20 protein-coding genes are annotated in these 19,277 nt (G+C 39.2%); 5 read left to right on the top strand and 15 right to left on the bottom strand.

The features are described 5' to 3' along the window. Positions 1-26: 26 nt before the first annotated feature. On the top strand, positions 27-239 hold the full coding sequence (locus tag AC07UV_RS19770; RefSeq protein ID WP_120258298.1) for a DUF6965 family protein: 213 nt from the start codon (positions 27-29) through the stop codon (positions 237-239). A 30-nt stretch (positions 240-269) separates the two neighbouring features. On the opposite strand, the gene AC07UV_RS19765 is transcribed toward AC07UV_RS19770, so the two are convergent. The 5 genes from AC07UV_RS19765 to AC07UV_RS19745 form a co-directional block, all read right to left on the bottom strand. Continuing rightward, entirely contained in the window at positions 270-635 is a 366-nt protein-coding gene (locus AC07UV_RS19765; RefSeq protein WP_282255347.1) for a response regulator transcription factor, read from the bottom strand. 257 nt (positions 636-892) lie between these two features. After that, positions 893-1,096 (bottom strand): YwbE family protein, encoded by a 204-nt coding sequence (locus AC07UV_RS19760; protein WP_046674525.1) that lies wholly within the window; start codon positions 1,094-1,096, stop codon positions 893-895. A gap of 244 nt (positions 1,097-1,340) precedes the next feature. Then, positions 1,341-2,666, bottom strand: a complete 1,326-nt coding sequence (gene rseP / locus AC07UV_RS19755) for an RIP metalloprotease RseP (protein ID WP_495184998.1) — start codon at positions 2,664-2,666, stop codon at positions 1,341-1,343. Between the two features lie 15 nt (positions 2,667-2,681). Further along, positions 2,682-3,839 carry a 1-deoxy-D-xylulose-5-phosphate reductoisomerase gene (locus AC07UV_RS19750; RefSeq protein WP_495184997.1) on the bottom strand — a complete coding sequence of 386 codons (1,158 nt, stop codon included), beginning with the start codon at positions 3,837-3,839 and terminating at the stop codon, positions 2,682-2,684. Between the two features lie 15 nt (positions 3,840-3,854). Next, positions 3,855-4,661: a beta-carotene 15,15'-monooxygenase gene (locus AC07UV_RS19745; protein WP_495184996.1), complete on the bottom strand. Its 807-nt coding sequence runs from the start codon at positions 4,659-4,661 to the stop codon at positions 3,855-3,857. A 367-nt stretch (positions 4,662-5,028) separates the two neighbouring features. On the opposite strand from AC07UV_RS19745, the gene AC07UV_RS19740 reads away from it, so the two are divergent. Beyond that, the gene (locus AC07UV_RS19740; protein WP_495184995.1) at positions 5,029-5,781 is read left to right on the top strand and encodes a hypothetical protein; all 753 of its coding nucleotides are present in this window, start codon (positions 5,029-5,031) and stop codon (positions 5,779-5,781) included. A gap of 369 nt (positions 5,782-6,150) precedes the next feature. On the opposite strand, the gene AC07UV_RS19735 is transcribed toward AC07UV_RS19740, so the two are convergent. Together AC07UV_RS19735 and dinB are read right to left on the bottom strand one after the other, a co-directional pair. Further along, positions 6,151-8,277 carry a S9 family peptidase gene (locus tag AC07UV_RS19735; protein WP_495184994.1) on the bottom strand — a complete coding sequence of 709 codons (2,127 nt, stop codon included), beginning with the start codon at positions 8,275-8,277 and terminating at the stop codon, positions 6,151-6,153. 118 nt (positions 8,278-8,395) lie between these two features. Next, positions 8,396-9,493 (bottom strand): DNA polymerase IV, encoded by a 1,098-nt coding sequence (gene dinB, locus AC07UV_RS19730; protein ID WP_495184993.1) that lies wholly within the window; start codon positions 9,491-9,493, stop codon positions 8,396-8,398. Positions 9,494-9,806: 313 nt separating this feature from the next. Between dinB and AC07UV_RS19725 the strand changes: the two genes are divergently transcribed. Beyond that, positions 9,807-10,211, top strand: a complete 405-nt coding sequence (locus AC07UV_RS19725) for a hypothetical protein (protein ID WP_495184992.1) — start codon at positions 9,807-9,809, stop codon at positions 10,209-10,211. Positions 10,212-10,231: 20 nt separating this feature from the next. Here the strand turns inward: AC07UV_RS19725 and AC07UV_RS19720 are convergent, their stop codons facing one another. The 3 genes from AC07UV_RS19720 to AC07UV_RS19710 are packed head-to-tail and all read right to left on the bottom strand — an operon-like array spanning position 10,232 to position 12,731. Beyond that, on the bottom strand, positions 10,232-11,185 hold the full coding sequence (locus AC07UV_RS19720; RefSeq protein ID WP_495184991.1) for an exonuclease: 954 nt from the start codon (positions 11,183-11,185) through the stop codon (positions 10,232-10,234). A gap of 4 nt (positions 11,186-11,189) precedes the next feature. Beyond that, the gene (gene coaE, locus AC07UV_RS19715; RefSeq protein WP_495184990.1) at positions 11,190-11,771 is read right to left on the bottom strand and encodes a dephospho-CoA kinase; all 582 of its coding nucleotides are present in this window, start codon (positions 11,769-11,771) and stop codon (positions 11,190-11,192) included. Between the two features lie 9 nt (positions 11,772-11,780). Continuing rightward, entirely contained in the window at positions 11,781-12,731 is a 951-nt protein-coding gene (locus AC07UV_RS19710) for a CdaR family protein (protein WP_495184989.1), read from the bottom strand. 262 nt (positions 12,732-12,993) lie between these two features. On the opposite strand from AC07UV_RS19710, the gene AC07UV_RS19705 reads away from it, so the two are divergent. Continuing rightward, positions 12,994-13,932 carry a hypothetical protein gene (locus tag AC07UV_RS19705; RefSeq protein ID WP_495184988.1) on the top strand — a complete coding sequence of 313 codons (939 nt, stop codon included), beginning with the start codon at positions 12,994-12,996 and terminating at the stop codon, positions 13,930-13,932. 164 nt (positions 13,933-14,096) lie between these two features. On the opposite strand, the gene AC07UV_RS19700 is transcribed toward AC07UV_RS19705, so the two are convergent. Then, the gene (locus AC07UV_RS19700; RefSeq protein WP_495184987.1) at positions 14,097-15,098 is read right to left on the bottom strand and encodes a BtrH N-terminal domain-containing protein; all 1,002 of its coding nucleotides are present in this window, start codon (positions 15,096-15,098) and stop codon (positions 14,097-14,099) included. Between the two features lie 500 nt (positions 15,099-15,598). Between AC07UV_RS19700 and AC07UV_RS19695 the strand changes: the two genes are divergently transcribed. Then, positions 15,599-16,234 (top strand): hypothetical protein, encoded by a 636-nt coding sequence (locus AC07UV_RS19695; protein ID WP_495184986.1) that lies wholly within the window; start codon positions 15,599-15,601, stop codon positions 16,232-16,234. 57 nt (positions 16,235-16,291) lie between these two features. On the opposite strand, the gene yajC is transcribed toward AC07UV_RS19695, so the two are convergent. From yajC to AC07UV_RS19675, 4 genes are read right to left on the bottom strand one after another with little or no spacing between them, the layout of a single operon-like run. Beyond that, complete coding sequence (yajC, locus tag AC07UV_RS19690; protein WP_120258318.1) at positions 16,292-16,612, bottom strand: preprotein translocase subunit YajC; 321 nt, start codon at positions 16,610-16,612, stop codon at positions 16,292-16,294. 26 nt (positions 16,613-16,638) lie between these two features. Then, on the bottom strand, positions 16,639-17,100 hold the full coding sequence (locus AC07UV_RS19685) for a DUF1573 domain-containing protein (RefSeq protein ID WP_282255364.1): 462 nt from the start codon (positions 17,098-17,100) through the stop codon (positions 16,639-16,641). Between the two features lie 14 nt (positions 17,101-17,114). Then, positions 17,115-18,062, bottom strand: coding sequence for a transcription antitermination factor NusB (gene nusB / locus AC07UV_RS19680; RefSeq protein WP_108632211.1), 948 nt, complete (start codon positions 18,060-18,062; stop codon positions 17,115-17,117). Positions 18,063-18,122: 60 nt separating this feature from the next. Beyond that, complete coding sequence (locus AC07UV_RS19675; protein ID WP_120258321.1) at positions 18,123-19,202, bottom strand: Glu/Leu/Phe/Val family dehydrogenase; 1,080 nt, start codon at positions 19,200-19,202, stop codon at positions 18,123-18,125. Positions 19,203-19,277 lie beyond the last annotated feature (75 nt).

Raw genomic sequence — 19,277 nt, 5'->3', positions numbered from 1 at the left:
TGAATTAAAAACGCTATTTTTGTCTTATGACACCAGAAGAATTACAACAATATTTTCAGTCTAGGGAATTACCCAAATCACTGGAAATACAACAAGATATGCAAGTGTTTGATGTGGAAAGATTTATCAGCACAAGCTTTATCCATGTTGGATTATGGAAAAAAGATCTGAGCAAATGCCCGGCATGGGTCAGACTTTTAAAATTTAAAGAAGCACTGGAAAATAACGAAAAAGCCTAACAAATTGTTAGGCTTTTTTTATGCTTTTAACTAAAGTTGTTGTAACAATGCGGACATATCTTCTTTCGCGAAGATCTGCTCCACCCCTCCGGCCAACATTTCAATCCGTTCACTTTCATCACTACTCGAGGTCAGACCAAATATACGAATGGAAGGAAACTTGTCCCTAACGATCTTTGCGGTTTCTATACCGTTCAAAATCGGCATGTGCAGATCCAATATGCACACCTCAGGTAGCGCTTTATTATGTTCAATCAAATAGTCGATAAGGTCTCTTCCATTAGAGGCACAATAAACTAATTCCAACGAATGGGATTGGGCCATGGCCTTCATCATAACATGATGGATCATCGCATCATCTGCGTAGACAATCTTACATTTACTTTTGGTATCCATTCGAAAAAGAGATCATTCAACTAATTAATACAATAAAATTCTATAAATATGTAATAAAAATAAAAAATCTAGAAAGAAGTTAATAAGAATTATGTTACTATGCAAATTTTATTTCAAAAAGGTGCATCACAACACAACCTTTAAATTCAATTTAGATCGAATAATAAGAACATCATTAGGTAGCAATAAATTCATTTAGACAACACATCTAAAACATCTGGAGTACTCGAAAGATTTAATTTAACAATACGATATCGTTAAAAGTCATCCTCTATAATTTCAGCGACTCGTCCTACTTGACCATCTGTCAGCCTTACTTTTATCCCTCTTGAATGATAAGATGAGGATGTCAGTAAATCCTTTACAATGCCCTCTGTAAGATTCCCCGTGCGCTGGTCTTTTTTCAGAATGATATTAACCAACATTCCGGGCTTTACATCCGCTCTATTTCTTCCGTCCATGGTCAAATGTAAGAAATAAAAAAGGAGTTTTCCAAAAGAAAACTCCCCTATTTTTTGTTGAATTATGTATTTTTTTATCATCTCATATAGACCTTGAAACCATTAACATCAAGATTTTGATCTATATTTTTTGTTTTCAACGAGATACATAAGTGACTTTTTATTGTTGTTTATTCCAAATGCGACGAACCTGTACTGTATCCATCTTATGAGAAGAAATACATAGGGACATTGGGGCGATAAGTTATTTGAACAACTTAAAAATATCATTTCCGAATATAAACACCATCAGGCCCAAAAGGATAAAGAATCCGACCATTTGTGCTTTTTCGAGAAATTTTTCACTCAGCGGCTTGCCTTGAATCATCTCGATCAGTAAGAATACAACGTGACCACCATCCAGTGCTGGAATAGGTAACAAATTCATAAACGCAAGAGCCATTGAAAGCATACCAACCAAAGACCAGAACCGAATCCAATCTACTTCAGTGCCGAACAGTGTAGCAATACCGATAGGTCCAGATAGCGCTTTATCAGCACGCACCTCCCCCTTAAAGATTTTACCGAACCCTTTCGCATTATCCGTAATTACCGTAAATGCTTTTTTAGCACCGATCGGAAAAGCTTCCATAAGTGTATAATTCGTTGTAAACGACTTGATCGAATTATCATGGTTGACACTGATACCCAACATTGCATCCGCTGGTACATTTCCTTTTAGGGAAACCTCCGCTCCCGCACGGATTACTTTAATGACAACAGGTTTATTGATATTTGCTTTAACTAATGTTCTGAATTGATCAAAGAAAGGTACCGGAGTATCATTTAGGGCTACGATGCTATCCCCTTTGGTGAAGCCCATCTTGCTTGCCACTGATCCTGGAGCCACTTGTGCAATACTTGTTGTTTTAAAGCGAGGTTCAATAAACTTCTCTCCTTTTTTATCGGACAAGGTATTCAATAAGTCTGCTGGAACCTTGATTTCTGTTGTCGCGCCATCACGCTCTACCGTAAGGGATACACCGCCCATCAAGACTTTAGAACCAAGCAACTCGGAGTAGTTTTCAACACGGTGTCCATCTATTTCGATCACTTTATCACCGGCTTTAAGGCCAATAGATTCACCAATGGATCCCGGTACGATACCGTTTACCATTTGATCCATCTTGACATCTGTATTACCCATTTTGAAGGTCAACATCCAAAAGACAAGGATACCAACAACGATATTAACGATAATACCCCCCAACATAACGATCAGACGCTGCCATGCCGGTTTTGAACGGAACTCCCAAGGTTGTGGCTCGCCCTTCAATTGTTCAGTATCCATCGACTCATCAATCATACCGGCAATCTTCACATAGCCACCCAGAGGTAACCAACCAATACCATACTCACAGCCTTTATAATTGAATTTAAACAATTTCACTCCCCATGCATCAAAGAACAAATAGAATTTCTCCACTTTAATTCCAAATGCACGTGCTGCTAAAAAATGCCCTAACTCATGTAGAACAATTAAAATTGACAAGCCTAAAATCACTTGTCCGACCATAATTAAAACACCCATGTATGCTTTCTATATTTAATCTTTGATTATTTCTTTTGTTATTAACCTTGCTAACCGATCCGTCTCCAGATAATCCTCCAGTGTTGGATTGGCTATAAATTCCACTTTTTCCAATGTACTTTCGATGACGTCGCTCATTTCCAGGAAGCCAATTTTATCAGCGAGGAAAGCAGCCACGACAACTTCATTTGCTGCATTCAATATACAGGATTTATTTCCACCGGCGCGCAGTGTTTCGTAGGCCAGGGCCAAGTTTCGAAAAGTTTCCATATCCGCTTTTTCAAATTGAAGCGTTGGATAGTCCATAAAATTGAAGCGTTCAAAATTATTTTCAAATCGAGCGGGATAAGTCAATGCGTATTGAATAGGCAGTTTCATATCTGGGACACCCATTTGTGCTTTCATAGATCCATCTTTAAATTGAACCAAGGAGTGCACGATCGACTGTGGGTGTACGATGACATCCACCTGATCGATAGTTAGATCAAAGAGCCATCTGGCTTCAATCACCTCCAGTCCCTTGTTCATCAAAGAAGCTGAATCTATGGTAATTTTAGCCCCCATAGACCAATTGGGATGTTTTAGGGCCTGTGCTTTCGTTACCTGCAGCAACTCGTCCCGCTTTCTTCCACGAAAAGGACCTCCAGATGCCGTCACATAAATTTTTTCAATGGGGTTTTGCTCCTCACCGACCAGACATTGAAAGATTGCCGAATGTTCAGAATCTACAGGCAACATATTGACACCGTATTCTTTGACCAAGGCCATAATCAATTCCCCGGCAACAACAAGAGTTTCCTTATTTGCTAGAGCAATATCTTTTCTGGATTGAATAGCCATTACCGTAGGTTTTAAACCTGCGGAACCCACGATTGCATTTAAGACAATACCTATTTCGGCATATTGCACCACTTCAATCAAACCCTCTTCACCATATAATACCGTCGTATCCTGAAACGCTAAGGCTTCTTTAACTACTTTATATTGGGTTGGATCGGTCACAACGACCGATTTTGGTTTAAACTCCAATGCTTGTTTGATCAAAAGTTCAGCATTGCTGCCGCAAGTCAGAACAACTGCTTCAAACTTATCCGGAAAGGCTCTAATAACATCCAAGGCTTGTGTACCGACACTACCCGTTGCCCCTAAAATGGCAATTCCTTTTTTACTCAAAACCTTCTCTCTTTATTAAAATATATTATTCAAAATCTTCGGGTCCTCTCCACCGTGATAGTCCGACATCATTTCCCGGTAAGCAACCGAAACAACAATACTGGCCAAAGGTACCACCAAGAATGAGCTCACAAGGTTCAAAATAATAAAAATTATGTAATATTCTAAAAAATTAAAATACATCTGAAGTAATTGAAAAAAAGCAAATACCGCTAAGATTAATAATAATTTGAATACATTTCCTTTGGTCAGCGCAAAGCTAAAGCGTAGTGATTTAAAGGTTGCCGCATGTTTATCAATGATAAAGAAAGGGTAAAATGCTACACGAATAATCAAAATAAATGTCAGTATTGCCGCCACAAAAACGACAAAGACAGTAAACTTACTCATGATTTCTGCGCGATTTTCGCCATTTTCAAACAAATACAAAAATGGAAGCGATACGGCTCCCAGTATCATCAATAAGGCAATAGACAGTACCATGATACTCAGCATTGCGCCGAAAAAATAAGCTAATTCTTTTGAACTTGGTATACAATGGATCAATTTCTTATCCTGATTGCCATCGATCAGATTGAGGATGTATTTAAACAAAGTAAGATTCAGCCCAAAATACATGATCATAAAAAAGAAGGCCATAAAACCACTAAGTACGACATTAAAATCACTGATTGTCGTTGCCAGGAAATTGGATAAACCAGAGGTTACAAACAGCAAAAAACATAGGCCCGCAACAGAAAAATAATGCTTTTTCAATAGTTCCCACGATCTATTAAAAACTTCATTTACGGCAAAAGTACTTTCCTTTAGGAATTGAATCATTTTTTCTTTGAATAAACTTTTACAAAGATGCCATTATTTTTAATTTTCAACAATTTACACCCACATAAAATTGACATTTTTTAGGTTTTTTAACATCATATTCGATCCAACTATTTTTTCAGCGCATCTATAGCCCCAGCTTTATTTCAATGCTGGTAAAAATCCACTTCAAATGTGGTAAAAAAATGTGCGGTGGTCTAAACATTCAATTCATTTCCTGAGATTTTTGCTATTTTAGTACATCCGGACAAAGTCATTTACCGTTTCAGTGAGAGATGTGATTGATCGGAAAAATACGGTTTCGCAGGACGACAAAACAGCCAAAAATAAGTTAAAACAGAATCACTAGAAGACACAACCAACAAGTATGGAAACAGAAGATGACTATCGTCACATGGAATTTGAAGAATTTCAGCTTTTAAAAACACCCCAGGAGCTTCATAAATTAGCGACACAATGTTTTTTCTACATCCAACAATGGATCGTTGAGAGTCCATTTTGTAGTGAGGCTACTGCCCTAATGCTATTCTGGAATAACTATCCTTTTGAAGCGATCCGTCGAAGCTGGAAAACAAGAAAAGGAACTGACGAGAACTTCGACATTATAAAAACGGTTATAAGTAATTCTGAAAAAGGGTTTTATCTCAAAACAGACATCAGTTACGATCCCACTGAAAAAATTGCACAAGCTCCAAAAATACCAGCGGTCGTTTTGCAGGCAAGCCAGGGAGAGGAACCCTATATTTATTTGGAAGAAACGGAAGTTCATAGCTGGTTTGGAGAACATCTGATCAATCAGATCAGGCGGAGTGAAAGCACCATTGAATTATACAACATTGCCGTCTTATTGAAACATCGCGAATTCAACGTATATCAAACTGTAATCGAACATACATACTGTGATAAAGCAATTGCTCTTATGGTCTATTGGCTGCTTGAAAGGTATTCGACCTTGGCGTTATATGCTGAAGATTGGCCGGAAATAAGGCCTATTTTGGAAAATATTATTGATAGGCTCGAACGAAATGAATACCCTGAGATTTTAAATTATGATCCTGTCAAAGTAGTAAATCCCATTAAATGGGAGATTCCGGATCAATTATTTAACAAAATCAACTAACTAACTTTTGGGGCGCAATTTCCTAGCCTGTTTTATTTCCTCGACCCTTTGGTCATACAATTTCCTTTGCCTTTGTTTACGAAAAGGATCAACCGTAAAATAAATGAATAATAAGATGAGGAGTGCAGATAATAAGGCAGCTATATACATCAGCCAAGTAAAAATAACTTTCATTTCTTTTGAATTTAATCAGTCAAAATAGTGAAGCAAATTTCGGACAGGTAATATGAATTTTGAGCAACTATCTTCACCTAAGATCCAAAAGCGATCCTGTAAAAAAAACACGCGGTTTAGTTGAACCGCGTGTTTTTTTTGTAATCACATAGAGATACTGAGATTTTCCAGACTCAAATGCTGGAGCCCAGCAATCTACTTAAACTCTTTTGGAAGAGGTTTCTCCAATAGATATTGATAGTAGAAACGTGCACGCTCATTAAAGTCATATTTACTTTTTGAACGGTCAAATCCATGACGACTGCCCGGATAGATCATCAATTCAAAAGGTACACTTCTATCTGTTAATTTATCAACCAGTTGCGTTGTATTCTGCAGATGAACATTATCATCCATATCGCCATGCATAATGCGCAGTACGCCCTTGTAATTGTTTGCATAAGTCAATACCGACCCCGCTTTATAGCCTTCCGCATTATCTTGTGGTGTATCCATCCAACGTTCGGTATAATGGGTATCGTACAACTCCCAAGACGTTACGGGCGCACCAGCAATACCAAAGTCAAATACATCCGCAGCTTTAGTCATCGCCAGACAAGTCATATAACCGCCATAGCTATGGCCTGTGATCAATACTTTGTTTTTAGCCACCCAAGATTGAGATTTCAACCATTTTACGATCGTAGAATAATCGATAATTTCCCAATGTCCCAGATTACGGTGCATATAAGCTACCCCTTGTTTACCAAAGTGACCAGAAGCCCTGTGATCCGCAGAAACCTGGATAACGCCTTCATTCGCCCAATACTGATTGCCGGTACCTTTCCAGGTATCCTTCACAGTACCCGCATCCGGACCACCATAGATACTGAAAACAACAGGATAAGTTTTCGATTTGTCAAAATCCGTAGGATAAGTGATCGTCAGTGGTAAATCAAATAGACCATCATCCGATTTAATATGTAAATACTCCGTTTTACCGTAGCTGTACGAACTAAAGTCAGCAGCTTTGCTATCCGCCAATTGACGTACCACTTTACCCTGATTATCCACTAAGGCAAAGCGGTCCGGTGTGCTCACATTAGAATATCGGGTGATAAAGTACTTGGCATCAGGTGATACGTTGACATCATGTGAATATTCACCAAAGGTCAAACGTTTTAGATTTTTACCCGAGTAATCCACGCGGTACAGATCAAAACGAGCCGAATTTTCCTTACGTGCGGTAAAATAAAGCACCTTATTTTTCTCGTCTATCCGTTTGATTTCGGTCACCTGCCAATCGCCAGATGTAATCGGGTTCACCAATGTTCCATCCAACTTATATAGGTAATAGTGCGCCCAACCAGTTTTATCCGATTTTAAGATGTAATATTTATTGTCAGCAAGGTAAGTAATACGCTCATCATGATCCAGGTTGATCCAAGAAGCTTGGCGTTCATCATAAATCTCTTTTTTCGAACCAGTATTTGGATCCACCTGATAAAATTTCAGGTTATTCTGATCCCTGTTCATCCATTGCACCATGAAATTTTTACTATCGAAAGCCCAATAAGGCTGTCCGAAATACTGATCATCCTTTTCATTGAAATCCGCCCATGTCACCTGTCCGCCATTCAATTGAACGATACCCACTTTCACCTCAGGATTAGGATCGCCTGCTTTCGGATAACGTGTTTCCTCTAGATAACCATGTTGTCCTTTGGATGAATATATCGGGAACATAGGCACTTTGGTATCATCAAAACGCATAAAAGCGATCTTCTTGCTATCTGGAGACCACCAAAAAGCCTTATAGTTTGTAGGACGTCCCAAAATTTCCTCATAATAAACCCATGAAGACCAACCGTTGTAGATCACATCGGTACCATCATTTGTGTACTGCGCCTCTTTCCCTGTAGCTACCTCTAAACTATACAAATTGCTTTTACGTGTGAAAGCAACATATTGACCGTCTGGCGATAAAGTTGGGTTCTGTTCTGCAACGTCGGGTGAATTGGTCAATTTCTTTGCAGTGCCTGAGCCATTTTTGATAAAAATATCATTTTTCTCTACATAGACCACCGTCCCCTCTTTGGCAGGAATGGTATAGATACTTCTCTTCCCCGATTTGACGTTGACCTGATAGAGCTGGCTATCGTTGACGTCATTTTCCAGATAAGCGGCTCCATCCGCCCAGCCCGGATATTGATTTGTGCGCACGGTCAAAGACTGTTTCTGTCCCCAGGATTGCGCAAAATCCAATTTCTTCTGTGCAAAAGTCAGATCATGCACAAAAAACACAATAGATGCACCTAAGAGCACTCTTGATACTGTATTCATTAATTCTTGGATATGTTTATTAATTATTTCAGCTAAGATAAAGAATTGTGGTAAATAACGACGATTTTACCTGTAACAAGCTTATTCAGCTCCATGTACAGTTGATTGTTATCCCCTCCTACCGATAATTCTCAAAAAGAGCGAGTTGGACACCCTCTTTTGGAAAATCGGTCTCATCAACAAAATTAGAGATCGAAATCCCCAGCAGCCGCACCTTATTTGCTAGTGTAATCTTACTTAGTAAACTATGGGCTGTCGCATAGATTTTCTCTTCAGAGTCGAAACTTGTATCCAGCGTCAGGCTTCGCGTCAGCTGTACGAAATCAGCATACTTTAGTTTCAATGTCAATGTTCTTCCAGATATTTCTTTTTTACCGATACGTCCCCAAAGTTGTATGCTCAGTCGTTGCAGTATGGCATTCAGTTCTTCAAAAGTTTCGATATCAGCCTCAAAAGTATCCTCTATTCCGACAGATTTGCTGCTCCGATTAGGCGTAACCGGTCGCTCGTCTATCCCGCGAACAATACGGTAAAAAAAATGCCCTGTCTTACCAAACCAACGCACCAGATCGTCTTCGCGCTGCTTTTTGAGATCCATCCCCGTAAATAAACCTAGCTCGTGCATTTTCTTTGCGGTCACCTTGCCCACGCCAAAGAATTTCTCTACCGGTAAGGATTCCATAAATTTCAGGATCTTTGAAGGGCCTATAAAAGTTAGGCCATTGGGCTTATCCATATCGGAGGCAATCTTAGCGACAAATTTATTGACCGAAACTCCGGCAGAGACGGTCAGATTAAGCTCTTCTTTAATGGCAGATTTGATCGCCCTGGCGATATCAATGGCCGAACCTATTCCCTGTTTATCCATCGTTACGTCCAAAAAAGCTTCATCAAGCGACAACGGTTCAATTAAATCCGTATACCGCTGAAAGATCTCCCTGATCTGATACGAAACCTGCTTATATACCTCAAACCGTGGTCGGGTAAATATGATCTCCGGACAGAGTTGCAGTGCTTTGCGGGAACTCATGGCTGACTTAACACCAAATTTCCGGGCTTCATAGCTGGCAGTAGCGACTACCCCCCGCCCATCAGGCGAACCGCCCACAGCAATGGCCTTCCCCCGATATTCCGGAAAATCCCGCTGCTCCACAGACGCATAGAAAGCATCCATATCCAGGTGGATAATTTTACGATATATTTGGGGCGAATCCATTACCCAAATTTACAAAAATTAGCAAGAATCACTATAAACCGCGATAAAATACTAATATAATTAGTCCATCAACCCAATTGTCAGGCATTTAATTTCTGCATTAGACCCAACTAGTATTGGCGCTGATACTATTTCCCCCCTTAGCGACAGATCATGCTCTCCGTGCTTACCCTGCTCTCAATAGCGCTGATACTTTTTCCTCTCGTTATAATTGGCCGAGTTCTTGTATAGGATTGGCATGGACACCTTTGCGCCAAAACATATTTGAATAAAATGAAAAGAAAATAATACATCAAAAACTAGCGAAAAAATTATGGAAAATTTACCGGAACAAAAAAAGAAGAAGTCTGGATTTAAGAAATTTTTATTTATCCTGCTCCTCTTTTTGTTAGTAGGCTTCGGATCCTATGCTTACTGGAAATACTATTACGTATTTGGTGAAGGTGTGAAATCTGGCTACTTAAATTTTGCCGTCAAAAAAGGCAATATATTTAAGACATATGAGGGGAAGCTAATTCAGGAGGGATTTGGCAGTGTCAAGACTGGCGGAATTGCCAGCAACCAATTTGAATTTTCTATTGAAGATGATTCTATATTTCGCCAGCTTGAACTCAATAGCGGTAAGTATTTCGACCTTCAATACAAGGAATATCATGGGGTATTGCCTTGGCGTGGCAATACGGTTTACGTTGTTGACAAGATTATCAATATGAAATAATAAAGGAGGGTATACCTCCTTTATACTGAAAGCACATCTCTTACCATTAACCTGTCGCCAAAATAACTTTTGAGTATTGTGCCATCGCCATGCAATGTCCAGACCTCTTTTGGGTCAACCATCTTGATATAATGCAGAATATCGTTCCAATCCACATGATCCGAAATATACAATTCGATATCATTCTGTGCCTGTAGTCGCTTCCATCCCGAAGCAAAGGCCCGCAATACTTTAGTCGCCCTAAAATAACTATTGAAAGTCATGGGCGGTACCAGATAAACCTTATTCTGCTCACCCTGTTTCATTTCTCTACGGTTGTAAGGTTCATAGGTCATTTTTTTAAGCCCATGTTCATCATACAGGCGATGGTAAGGCAATATTCCACTATGTACCAGCACCCTTCTTTCCGGACAGTATCGATTGATCAGATCTGTGATCCGTTGCGCTTTCCCAAGCACATAAGTCCCCAGTAGGATATTACTCGCGTGCCCCTCCAGTTTCTTGATCTCCTGAATGGGATCCGGATGGATAACCTCAGGATTTGCGAAAGTACTTTCGGTAATCAATACATCAGCCTGCTGGAACTCGATAGGTTCACAAGTCTCATCAACCTGCAATTTGTAATCGCCCGTATACAAATAGCGTACCCCCTGATATTCCATTAAGATCTGTGCTGATCCCAATATATGGCCAGCCGCTAAAAAGGTAATTTCCACCGGACCTATTTTAAAAGTGCCGTTGAACAATTTGAGCTGATAGGAATCCTTCCGGTTCTGCTTATAGCGATAGCTCATAAACAATGCTGTTCCATTTGTACAATAGACATAATCATGTCCTGAACTGGCATGATCGCCGTGAGCATGTGATACCACATTATGCGCTACGGGACTACCTGCATCGATAAAAAAGTCGCCATAACGGCAATAATACCCTTCCGGTTTTCTGACCAGAAAGTCAGACAATATGATAGACATATAATTACTTTAGAAATTTTTGATGCAATCTCCACACTTGCGGTAGTATTGGAGTGATTCCATCGTTAACGATGACGAAGTCTGCAAGCTGCAGTTTTTCCTCGTCAGACAATTGTTTGTTCATACGTTCCCGTACCTGTTGTTCTGTAGTGCCATCCCGCTCGATGACACGTTGTATACGAATATCTATTGGGGCAGTAACCAATATGGTATAATCCAGTTCTTTGTACGAGCCACTTTCAAAGAGCAGTGCCGCTTCTTTGAGTGAATAACGTGTCGTCTGCCGCTCGGCCCAATCTTTAGCTTCCTGGATGACGATCGGGTGTACAATAACGTTCAGGAGTTCAAGTTTATCCTTATCCGAAAAGACCATATTGGCCAGGAATGCCCGATCCAGCAGACCATCCTTGTAAGTTGCCTCACCAAACTGCGCAATAAGCTTTTCCTTGATCCGTATATCGGTATTCATCAACCTTTTGGCTTCCTCATCCGCATTATAGACTGGTATACCAAGGGCCTCAAAAAGCCTACAGATAAATGTCTTTCCGGAACCTATTCCGCCTGTTATTCCTATTTTCAGCCCCATTTTTATTCCCTATTTTCGTACAAAGAAGTCCACATTCTGTGGTACAACACTGATAATCTTACAATAATCCGGCACCTTGGTTAGCAGGATCGGTAAATATTGCACCTCATTTTTCTCCCAATCTGCCAAATCCACCACAGCCTCAAAATCACGGGATGTATAATTATTATAATCCTTGACCGACATCAGCACTGTGATTACTACTTTACTTGGATTGGGCCTCACGGAACTATAGCGCTGTCCATTTTCAACTTTTACGGGCAGTTCGATGACTTTCTCCGTCAACTCTCCTACCGGCATCAGCACCTCTACAGATGTGGGATAGACATTGATATTTCCCTTTTGGTTGCGGGTTAGGTTTGCCACAGTGCGCACATCAGTCTCCACCTCTTTTCCCCTAACGGTATCAGTTTCCCAATATTCTATAGCAGAAACGTCCTCATATGGACCAGTGATCGTTACATAAGCAGGTGTAACCTTCGTATCAGCGATAACACCATAGCCCCTTTTAAACAAGATATTGGACAATGGTTTTACAGGAACTTTTCGCTGTGTTTGTTTTGAAAAATCAAAAAACAAGGTATCAGGGCTCACCGATACCACACGTTGTTCATGCGGAAACTGGCGGTTGATAAATCCCAGCTGATTGGAAAACACAATCCAATCTTTTGTTTTCAGCGAGCTGAGATCCACCTGTACTTTGGGTGTTTCCAATGCAGCTTTCGAAAAGAGGAATTGCCATCCCGTCATCTCGAGCTTTACTTTGACCGTATCCGATTGTTGTGGGTGAAAAGCTCGTTTTTCGGGCAGGTTGACATATTCTATCGCAGCCTTGACAGACACCGTATACTGGTTGGAAATCGAAAACAACAACCAAGCCAGCAACGAAATTGCAACACAACGCACAAAGATGTTGATCTTGCGTCGTTGGGTCTTATTTAATCGAACTGCGTTTGCCATGTTACAAACTTAATCAATTTGTGTAAAAATCAGTTCTTGGTGGAATAAAAACTTGGTCGAACAAAACAACAATACTAATCTTACTATTCGGAAAATAAACACGCTACACGTCTTCTCCAGCAGTGGATCAACTACATATCCAAATCGGGTCAATTCAACGGATCAGAATTTATGGATAATAAGTACAAAAAAGTAATACTATAAACAATATTATGCTTTTATCTATTTTATGGAATCTTATTATATCCGTCATCCTATAAGTATGAAAAGAATTATTTTATTCATTGTCTTTATACTTTCAAGTAGCGTATTCGCCCAATCTAAATTATCAGTCAATCAACTGCTCTCCAGCGCATTAAAAAACGACCGTATCAGAGGGAAATATCTACAATTGGAATTTGAAAAAGACACTAATAACAATATCGACTTCGACACGATAAATATGCAGAGCAAATATATTCTACTCAAAATAGCGCCTATTCTAAAAAATGACACTTCCTTCAATACGGGTAAGTATGCGTTGAAAATTTACTGGGACTTATACTCAAGCGAAGTCTATACCCACATAGAAAAAATAAAAATATACGAAGGATTTCCTAATTTCGATGAGTATGATGCCAGGCCAGTAAAGGGATTTAAAAATTTTGCAAATCAGATAGTATCGGATTTTAAACGAAATAATTTCGATCCTTATCAGTACACATCTCATACCAACCCGATTGAAGTATTCGTTGATAAGAATGGTCATCATAGCTTTTTGGGTCCTCAGCAAATCATCGCCCATTTAGACAGTGCAAAATTAATACATTGGAGAGCTGCTTTATTTAATGGCAGACCTAAAAATAGCATTTTTTCTTTCAGATTGGCTAATAATCATCCTTTAGTAACAGATATTGAAGTACCCGAAACAGATCAAATATCCAAAGTATTTGTCTTGAACGAAATGTATAAAGGTGAAAAGGTAAGATTTCGATCGGATACTGAGACAATTCCCTCGGGACGGGTCGCCATTTCATTTGTACTCGACCTATCAATTGATCGATTAGTAAATCCTATTATTCATCGGGATAATGGCAATGATCCTGCCGATTTCATAGATTTTATTCAAACTTATGTACCTTCCAAATACAGTCTCTATACCTCTTTTTTCCCTCGTCCAAATCGTTATTATTTTTACATAACACTGCCAATGGATAAATAGCTAAAGTTTACTGTCCTTAAATTGACGTTAACAATTCCTGCCAATTAAGTTTATCCTTACCATTTGGCTTTGCGAACTGAATTACTGCATCAACAAGACGGCTAGTACAGGAGACAAAAGATAACAGAAAGAAAATTAAGCAATATTTACATTGCGTAAAGTTTTTAGACGCACAAAATATAGTCGTCAATCTTTAACGTACCTAACCGCTCCATCACCTTTTTCTCTTTTATCGCCAGGATTTTGAGTGTTTCTGAAGCTTGCTGTATGTACTCGCCCCGAGGAGTCTCACTTATTTTATAAAATAAGTCTGAAACGGATTCCCATAACAAGGCTATTTCCGCAAATTCTTGATGTGCCTCATGAAGTTGCTCAATCTGAAGCAGGTCATAACTTTCTTTTAGAAAATCGCGATATAAATTTCTGAACAGCGCACCTCCGGTACCCGCTCTTTCCATAAGATTGGCAGCCATTTTAAATTCGGTGGCTATATCCTTACTCCTATTAAACCATTTTATAAGCTCCTGACTTGTCTTCACAATCCCCTTGTAAGAAATATTTATAATGGGCGGATTGAGATATTCGTTTGCATTATTGACTATAGCGGAAATGACGGATTTTTTTAAGTCATAGTCTTCACTCTTTCGCTGTATGGTGTAGTATAAGTTATTGGAAGCCATTGGCCCTTTCTCCGCCCTGGCCAAAGCCAGACTATCGAGCGAGGTTTTGACTTTCCCACCCTGCTGTCTGGTATCGACCAAAAAAGCATTTTGATTGTCATAACCATAAATCGCTACATAATGCCCAGCGAAATGGAATGGATTGGTGAAATACTCAAGGTAGTAGGCATCAAGTTTGAGCCCGACGATTTGCCCCTTATCCAAAAGCTGTTTGACCTGTTGCCAGGCCTTTGTTTTCGAGGTAGTTTCCCTTACAGAAAGCTCGAGATTAAGATTTTTACAGAGATTCTTTGTCAACAAATCAGTCTTTATGCGTCCACCCAAAAAAGGAAAATCCATTGTTTTCATATTCCAATAGATAAAACTAAGTCCCTCCCCGAGCCCAAAAAGCAAGGGTTCGGAAAGCTCAATTCCAAGCTGCCGCAGTAACGTTCCGGTGGCTGTAGTTTCACAATGTTGTCCGTCAAACGGTTTTAGATTGCTCATGAGTTTTTCTTTTACTTAAAATTAACCGTCTAAACTGACATCTCTATGTCAACAGGTGATTATAGATTAGAAAATATCATCAAGACAGCAAGGATCGTCAATACGGTCAGTCTCTCGTCTCGAGCGTCAATATTTATCTTCATAATTGACCACATAAGCCATTAAGTTCCAAAAAATTATTTTCAATCGTAACGCTTTCAATTTTACCAAGGTGGATGATTCCTAAAGCCAAAATCACTTTTGAAGGTCAAAGTATCTATGGGAATGCTCTTCACCATGTTAGGTACAAGATAACAATTGCTTAATACCAACTTCTCTATTAACAAGGGAAATACAAGGGGTTAGCATGGGGTTAACAGGGGTATAACAGGGGTTAAACCCTATTAACCCCCTATTAATAGATTGTAAAAATAGTGTTACTTCACTTTTAATTATGAATTTGGTATTAACTTGGTAATAAGTTAGATACCAGCATTTATAGACAATAAAAAGAAAATACTATGGCAATTTTACAAAATGGGCCTAATGGTCCAATTACCGGAAAATTTGGCTCTGTTAGTGCTTATATATTAAATGGTCAAAATATTGTTCGTGGGCCGAAAAGAAAACGCACTTCCCCTCCAAGCGAGTCAGAACTACTGAATAGAAAAAAGCAAAAAGTTGCCGGAAGATTTGCCGGCGATAATCGGGGGATACTTGATTTTGGTTACAAGTTTTTAGCGAAAAAAGGAAGTCGAATAGGAGCTTTCCAATTGGCTCAGCGCCATATTTTTAAGGAAGCCCTGGAATTGGATTCGGAAAAAAATCCTTTTGTCAATCCCGAGAAACTAATTGTATTTGCAGGACAGTTGACGCCATTGACCAGTTGCGAAGTTAGCCTTCACGGTGATACGATTGATCTCAAATGGACTCCCAATGATCAATATGACGCTAGCACATACAAACTCAACCTGGCATTGGTTGGTTTATATGGTGAATCTCATCTGAGAACGTCAATCGCAGAAGTGAGACAAGGAGCCTGTACCGTACAATTTGATGGAATAAGTAGAAAAAATCACGATTACCACATTTATGTCGGTATATGGGATACTCTATATGGCGATTTTTCAAATTCCATCTATTGTGGGGTAATATAAAATAAACAAAGCCAGTCCTTTTTGGAGACTGGCTTTAAATTTTTTAAAGAAAAAACCTTATGAAGCGCTTTTCTCCGTTGCATTAGCAGCTTTTGAAGCATCTAAAGCAATGGCAGACTTGTCAAAACGAATTCTTACGCCTGAACCTACATCGACCAAGAAAGTCGTGTCAGAGACCTCTACGATACGTCCGTGGATGCCCGCAGTGGTAACAACTTTAGAGTTTACACCCAATTCTTCAATATATTTCTTATGGTCTTTTTGCTTCTTCATCTGCGGTCTGATCATGAAGAAATAAAATACCACAATGATCAAAACCATTGGTAAAAAACTCATCATGCTACTCCCACCCGCTGCTTGTAATAATACTGTATTCATCTGTTATTATATCGTTTAATAATGTGTTATTTTGGTAATACTTCGCCCTTTAGTTGAACAGTCGTCATACCGTTGGAAGCATTTGATTGGATCGTGATGATCTTCTGCTGCTTACCTACCTGTCCCTCACTCTTGAAAGTCACACGGATATCCGATGTTCCTCCCGGTAAAATTGGGCTTTTTGAAAACTCCGGTTGTGTACAGCCACAAGAAGCGGTTACTTTGGACAAAATAACCGGCGCATCCCCTGTATTCTTCAATACGAATGTGTGTTTCACTTCTGCACCTTCTTTGACCTGACCAAAATCGAAAGCCGACTCTGCAAATTCTATTTTACCCAATTGTGCCGCAGCTTTAGAAAGACTGTCTGTTGCTACCGCCTCAGTTCCTGTCTTTGCAATTTCCGCTTGTCCCTTTTGAGAATTTCCACAAGAAAAGAAAAGCACCGATGCCAAAGCTAAAACTGAATATTTACTAAAGTTCTTCATTTGTTGATTGATCTTTAATCCCTTAAACCACGACCTGCCTTCTGGATTCTTCCCTGTTGGTTCAAGTCGCTTAATATTTTATCTAAGATACCATTAATAAATGTATTACTTTTCAATGTACTGAATACCTTAGAAATTTCAATATACTCATTTATTGTCACTTTCACAGGAATAGATGGAAAATTCACCAATTCGCATATTGCCATGCGCATCAATAAGGTATCCATCAAAGCAATACGATCTGATTCCCAATTCTTTGTCTTATCAGAGATCAGTTTCTGATACTCATTTGTATTTCTGATTGTCTTACCCAACAAGGCAATCACATAATCGCTATCATCATTCCAGTTTTGCGTGATTTCAGCAAGCTTATTTTTACGCGGATCTTCCGAACTGAAGTTCTTAAAAGTTTTCGCGATTAATGCTTGCAACACTTCTTTATCGACAGGCCAGTTGATAAATTTCTCCTCAAAAACCTGCTCTATAACCGGTGATTTCAAAATGATCTTTTTAAAGATATGTTTGATGATATCTTTTTCTGTACCGATCGAACGATCTTCCTGCTGTAAATATTCCAAATACGCTTCAGAATCTTTTAATTGTAAAAATACCGTGCGCACGATCTCCGGATCAAAGCTCCATGAAATCTTATATTTTTTGACTCCCTCGGCGTATTGCGGATTTTGTCTTAATGACTCAATAAAAGTATTTGTACTTAACTTGGTCGTTAGAGACAAGTCTTTTTCAGTTGGCAAAAACTTGTTGGCTCTGCCCTCTGCGTCTATCAATACATAATCGGATACCTCATCCAATAGATTCAGTGTCCAGATATACATTTCGTAGACCTCATCCACATTTTTTAATAGTGCTTTTTCAAATGTTTTGATGTCTTTGTCTTCTGTAAGACTGTACGCATAAAGCGTTTGCACTACTTTTACCCTCAGGTGTCTCCTGTTTAACATAGTAATTTTAAAGAACGATTTTTTATAAACTAATAAATAAGAACGATTTTGGAAAGAAGACTATCTTTTGATTTTTTTAATATCTTGGATACGCTTCTCCGCGATGCGATTGGCCGCTTCAAAAGTAGAGATATTCTCCTCTTTTGATTTTTTCAACACGTCTCTGGTCGCATTATATATATTTTTGATAACAAACTCCGTGTGATCCACACCATAATTCTGAATTTCTGAATAACAGCTAATCAATGCACCTGCATTGATCAAGTAGTCCGGTGCATACAATATACCTCTTTCGTGAAGAATAGTGCTTGTCGCTACTTCATCTTTCAATTGGTTGTTTGCTGAACCTGCAATAATTTTACATTGCATTTTTTGCGCCGACTCGGGGTTTACTGTACCGCCCAATGCACAAGGTGAATAGACATCAAACTCATGATCGAATACTTCATTGTATGGAATTGGCTCAGCTTTGTATTTCGCCGCCACCTTAAGCATTTTCTCCTCGGTAATATCACTCACATAAACACGTGCATTTTCTTCACGCAACATGGCGATCAATCGCTCACCAACGCTACCTACTCCGTGTACAATAACTTTTTTGCCTGCTACACTCTCCGAGCCATACAACTCTTTCAAACAGGCTTTAATACCGAAATAAACACCTTGGGCTGCAAAAATTGATGTATCTCCAACACCACTGCCGTGAATTGCTTTTGGCAAACCAGCAACATGATCTGTCTCGGTATAAATATATTCTAAATCACGCTGGGTGGTACCCACATCCAAAGAAGCAATGAAATTACCATTCAATCCTTCAATAAACTGGCCCAAACGGCGCAATAAAACCTCAGATTTGTCCAAACGACTGTTACCAATAATAACAGCACTTCCGCCGCCCAAATTCAATCCAGTGATTGCCGATTTATAGGTGATGGCCTTGGATAAACGTAAAGCATCCTCAATAGCTTCTTCTGTAGTTTCGTATGGCAACATACGAACCCCTCCTATTGCCGGGCCCAATGTGGTATCATGGATCGCAACAATAGCTTTTAAGCCCACTAATTCATCATTACAGAAAAATAAGTTTTGATGGCCAGATTGGCTCATCAATTCAAAAATAGAATTTTGAGATGTTGACATAAAATGTACTACTCTAATTTGTTTTAATTTTTTAAGGTACTTGATGCAAAAGTAGGAAAATTATTCGTTGTGCAT

The organism is Sphingobacterium sp. GW821-FHT03E03, assembly GCF_059420745.1.
The sequence above is the reverse complement of the archived record's forward strand: the minus strand, read 5'-3'. Positions and strand labels throughout refer to the sequence as shown.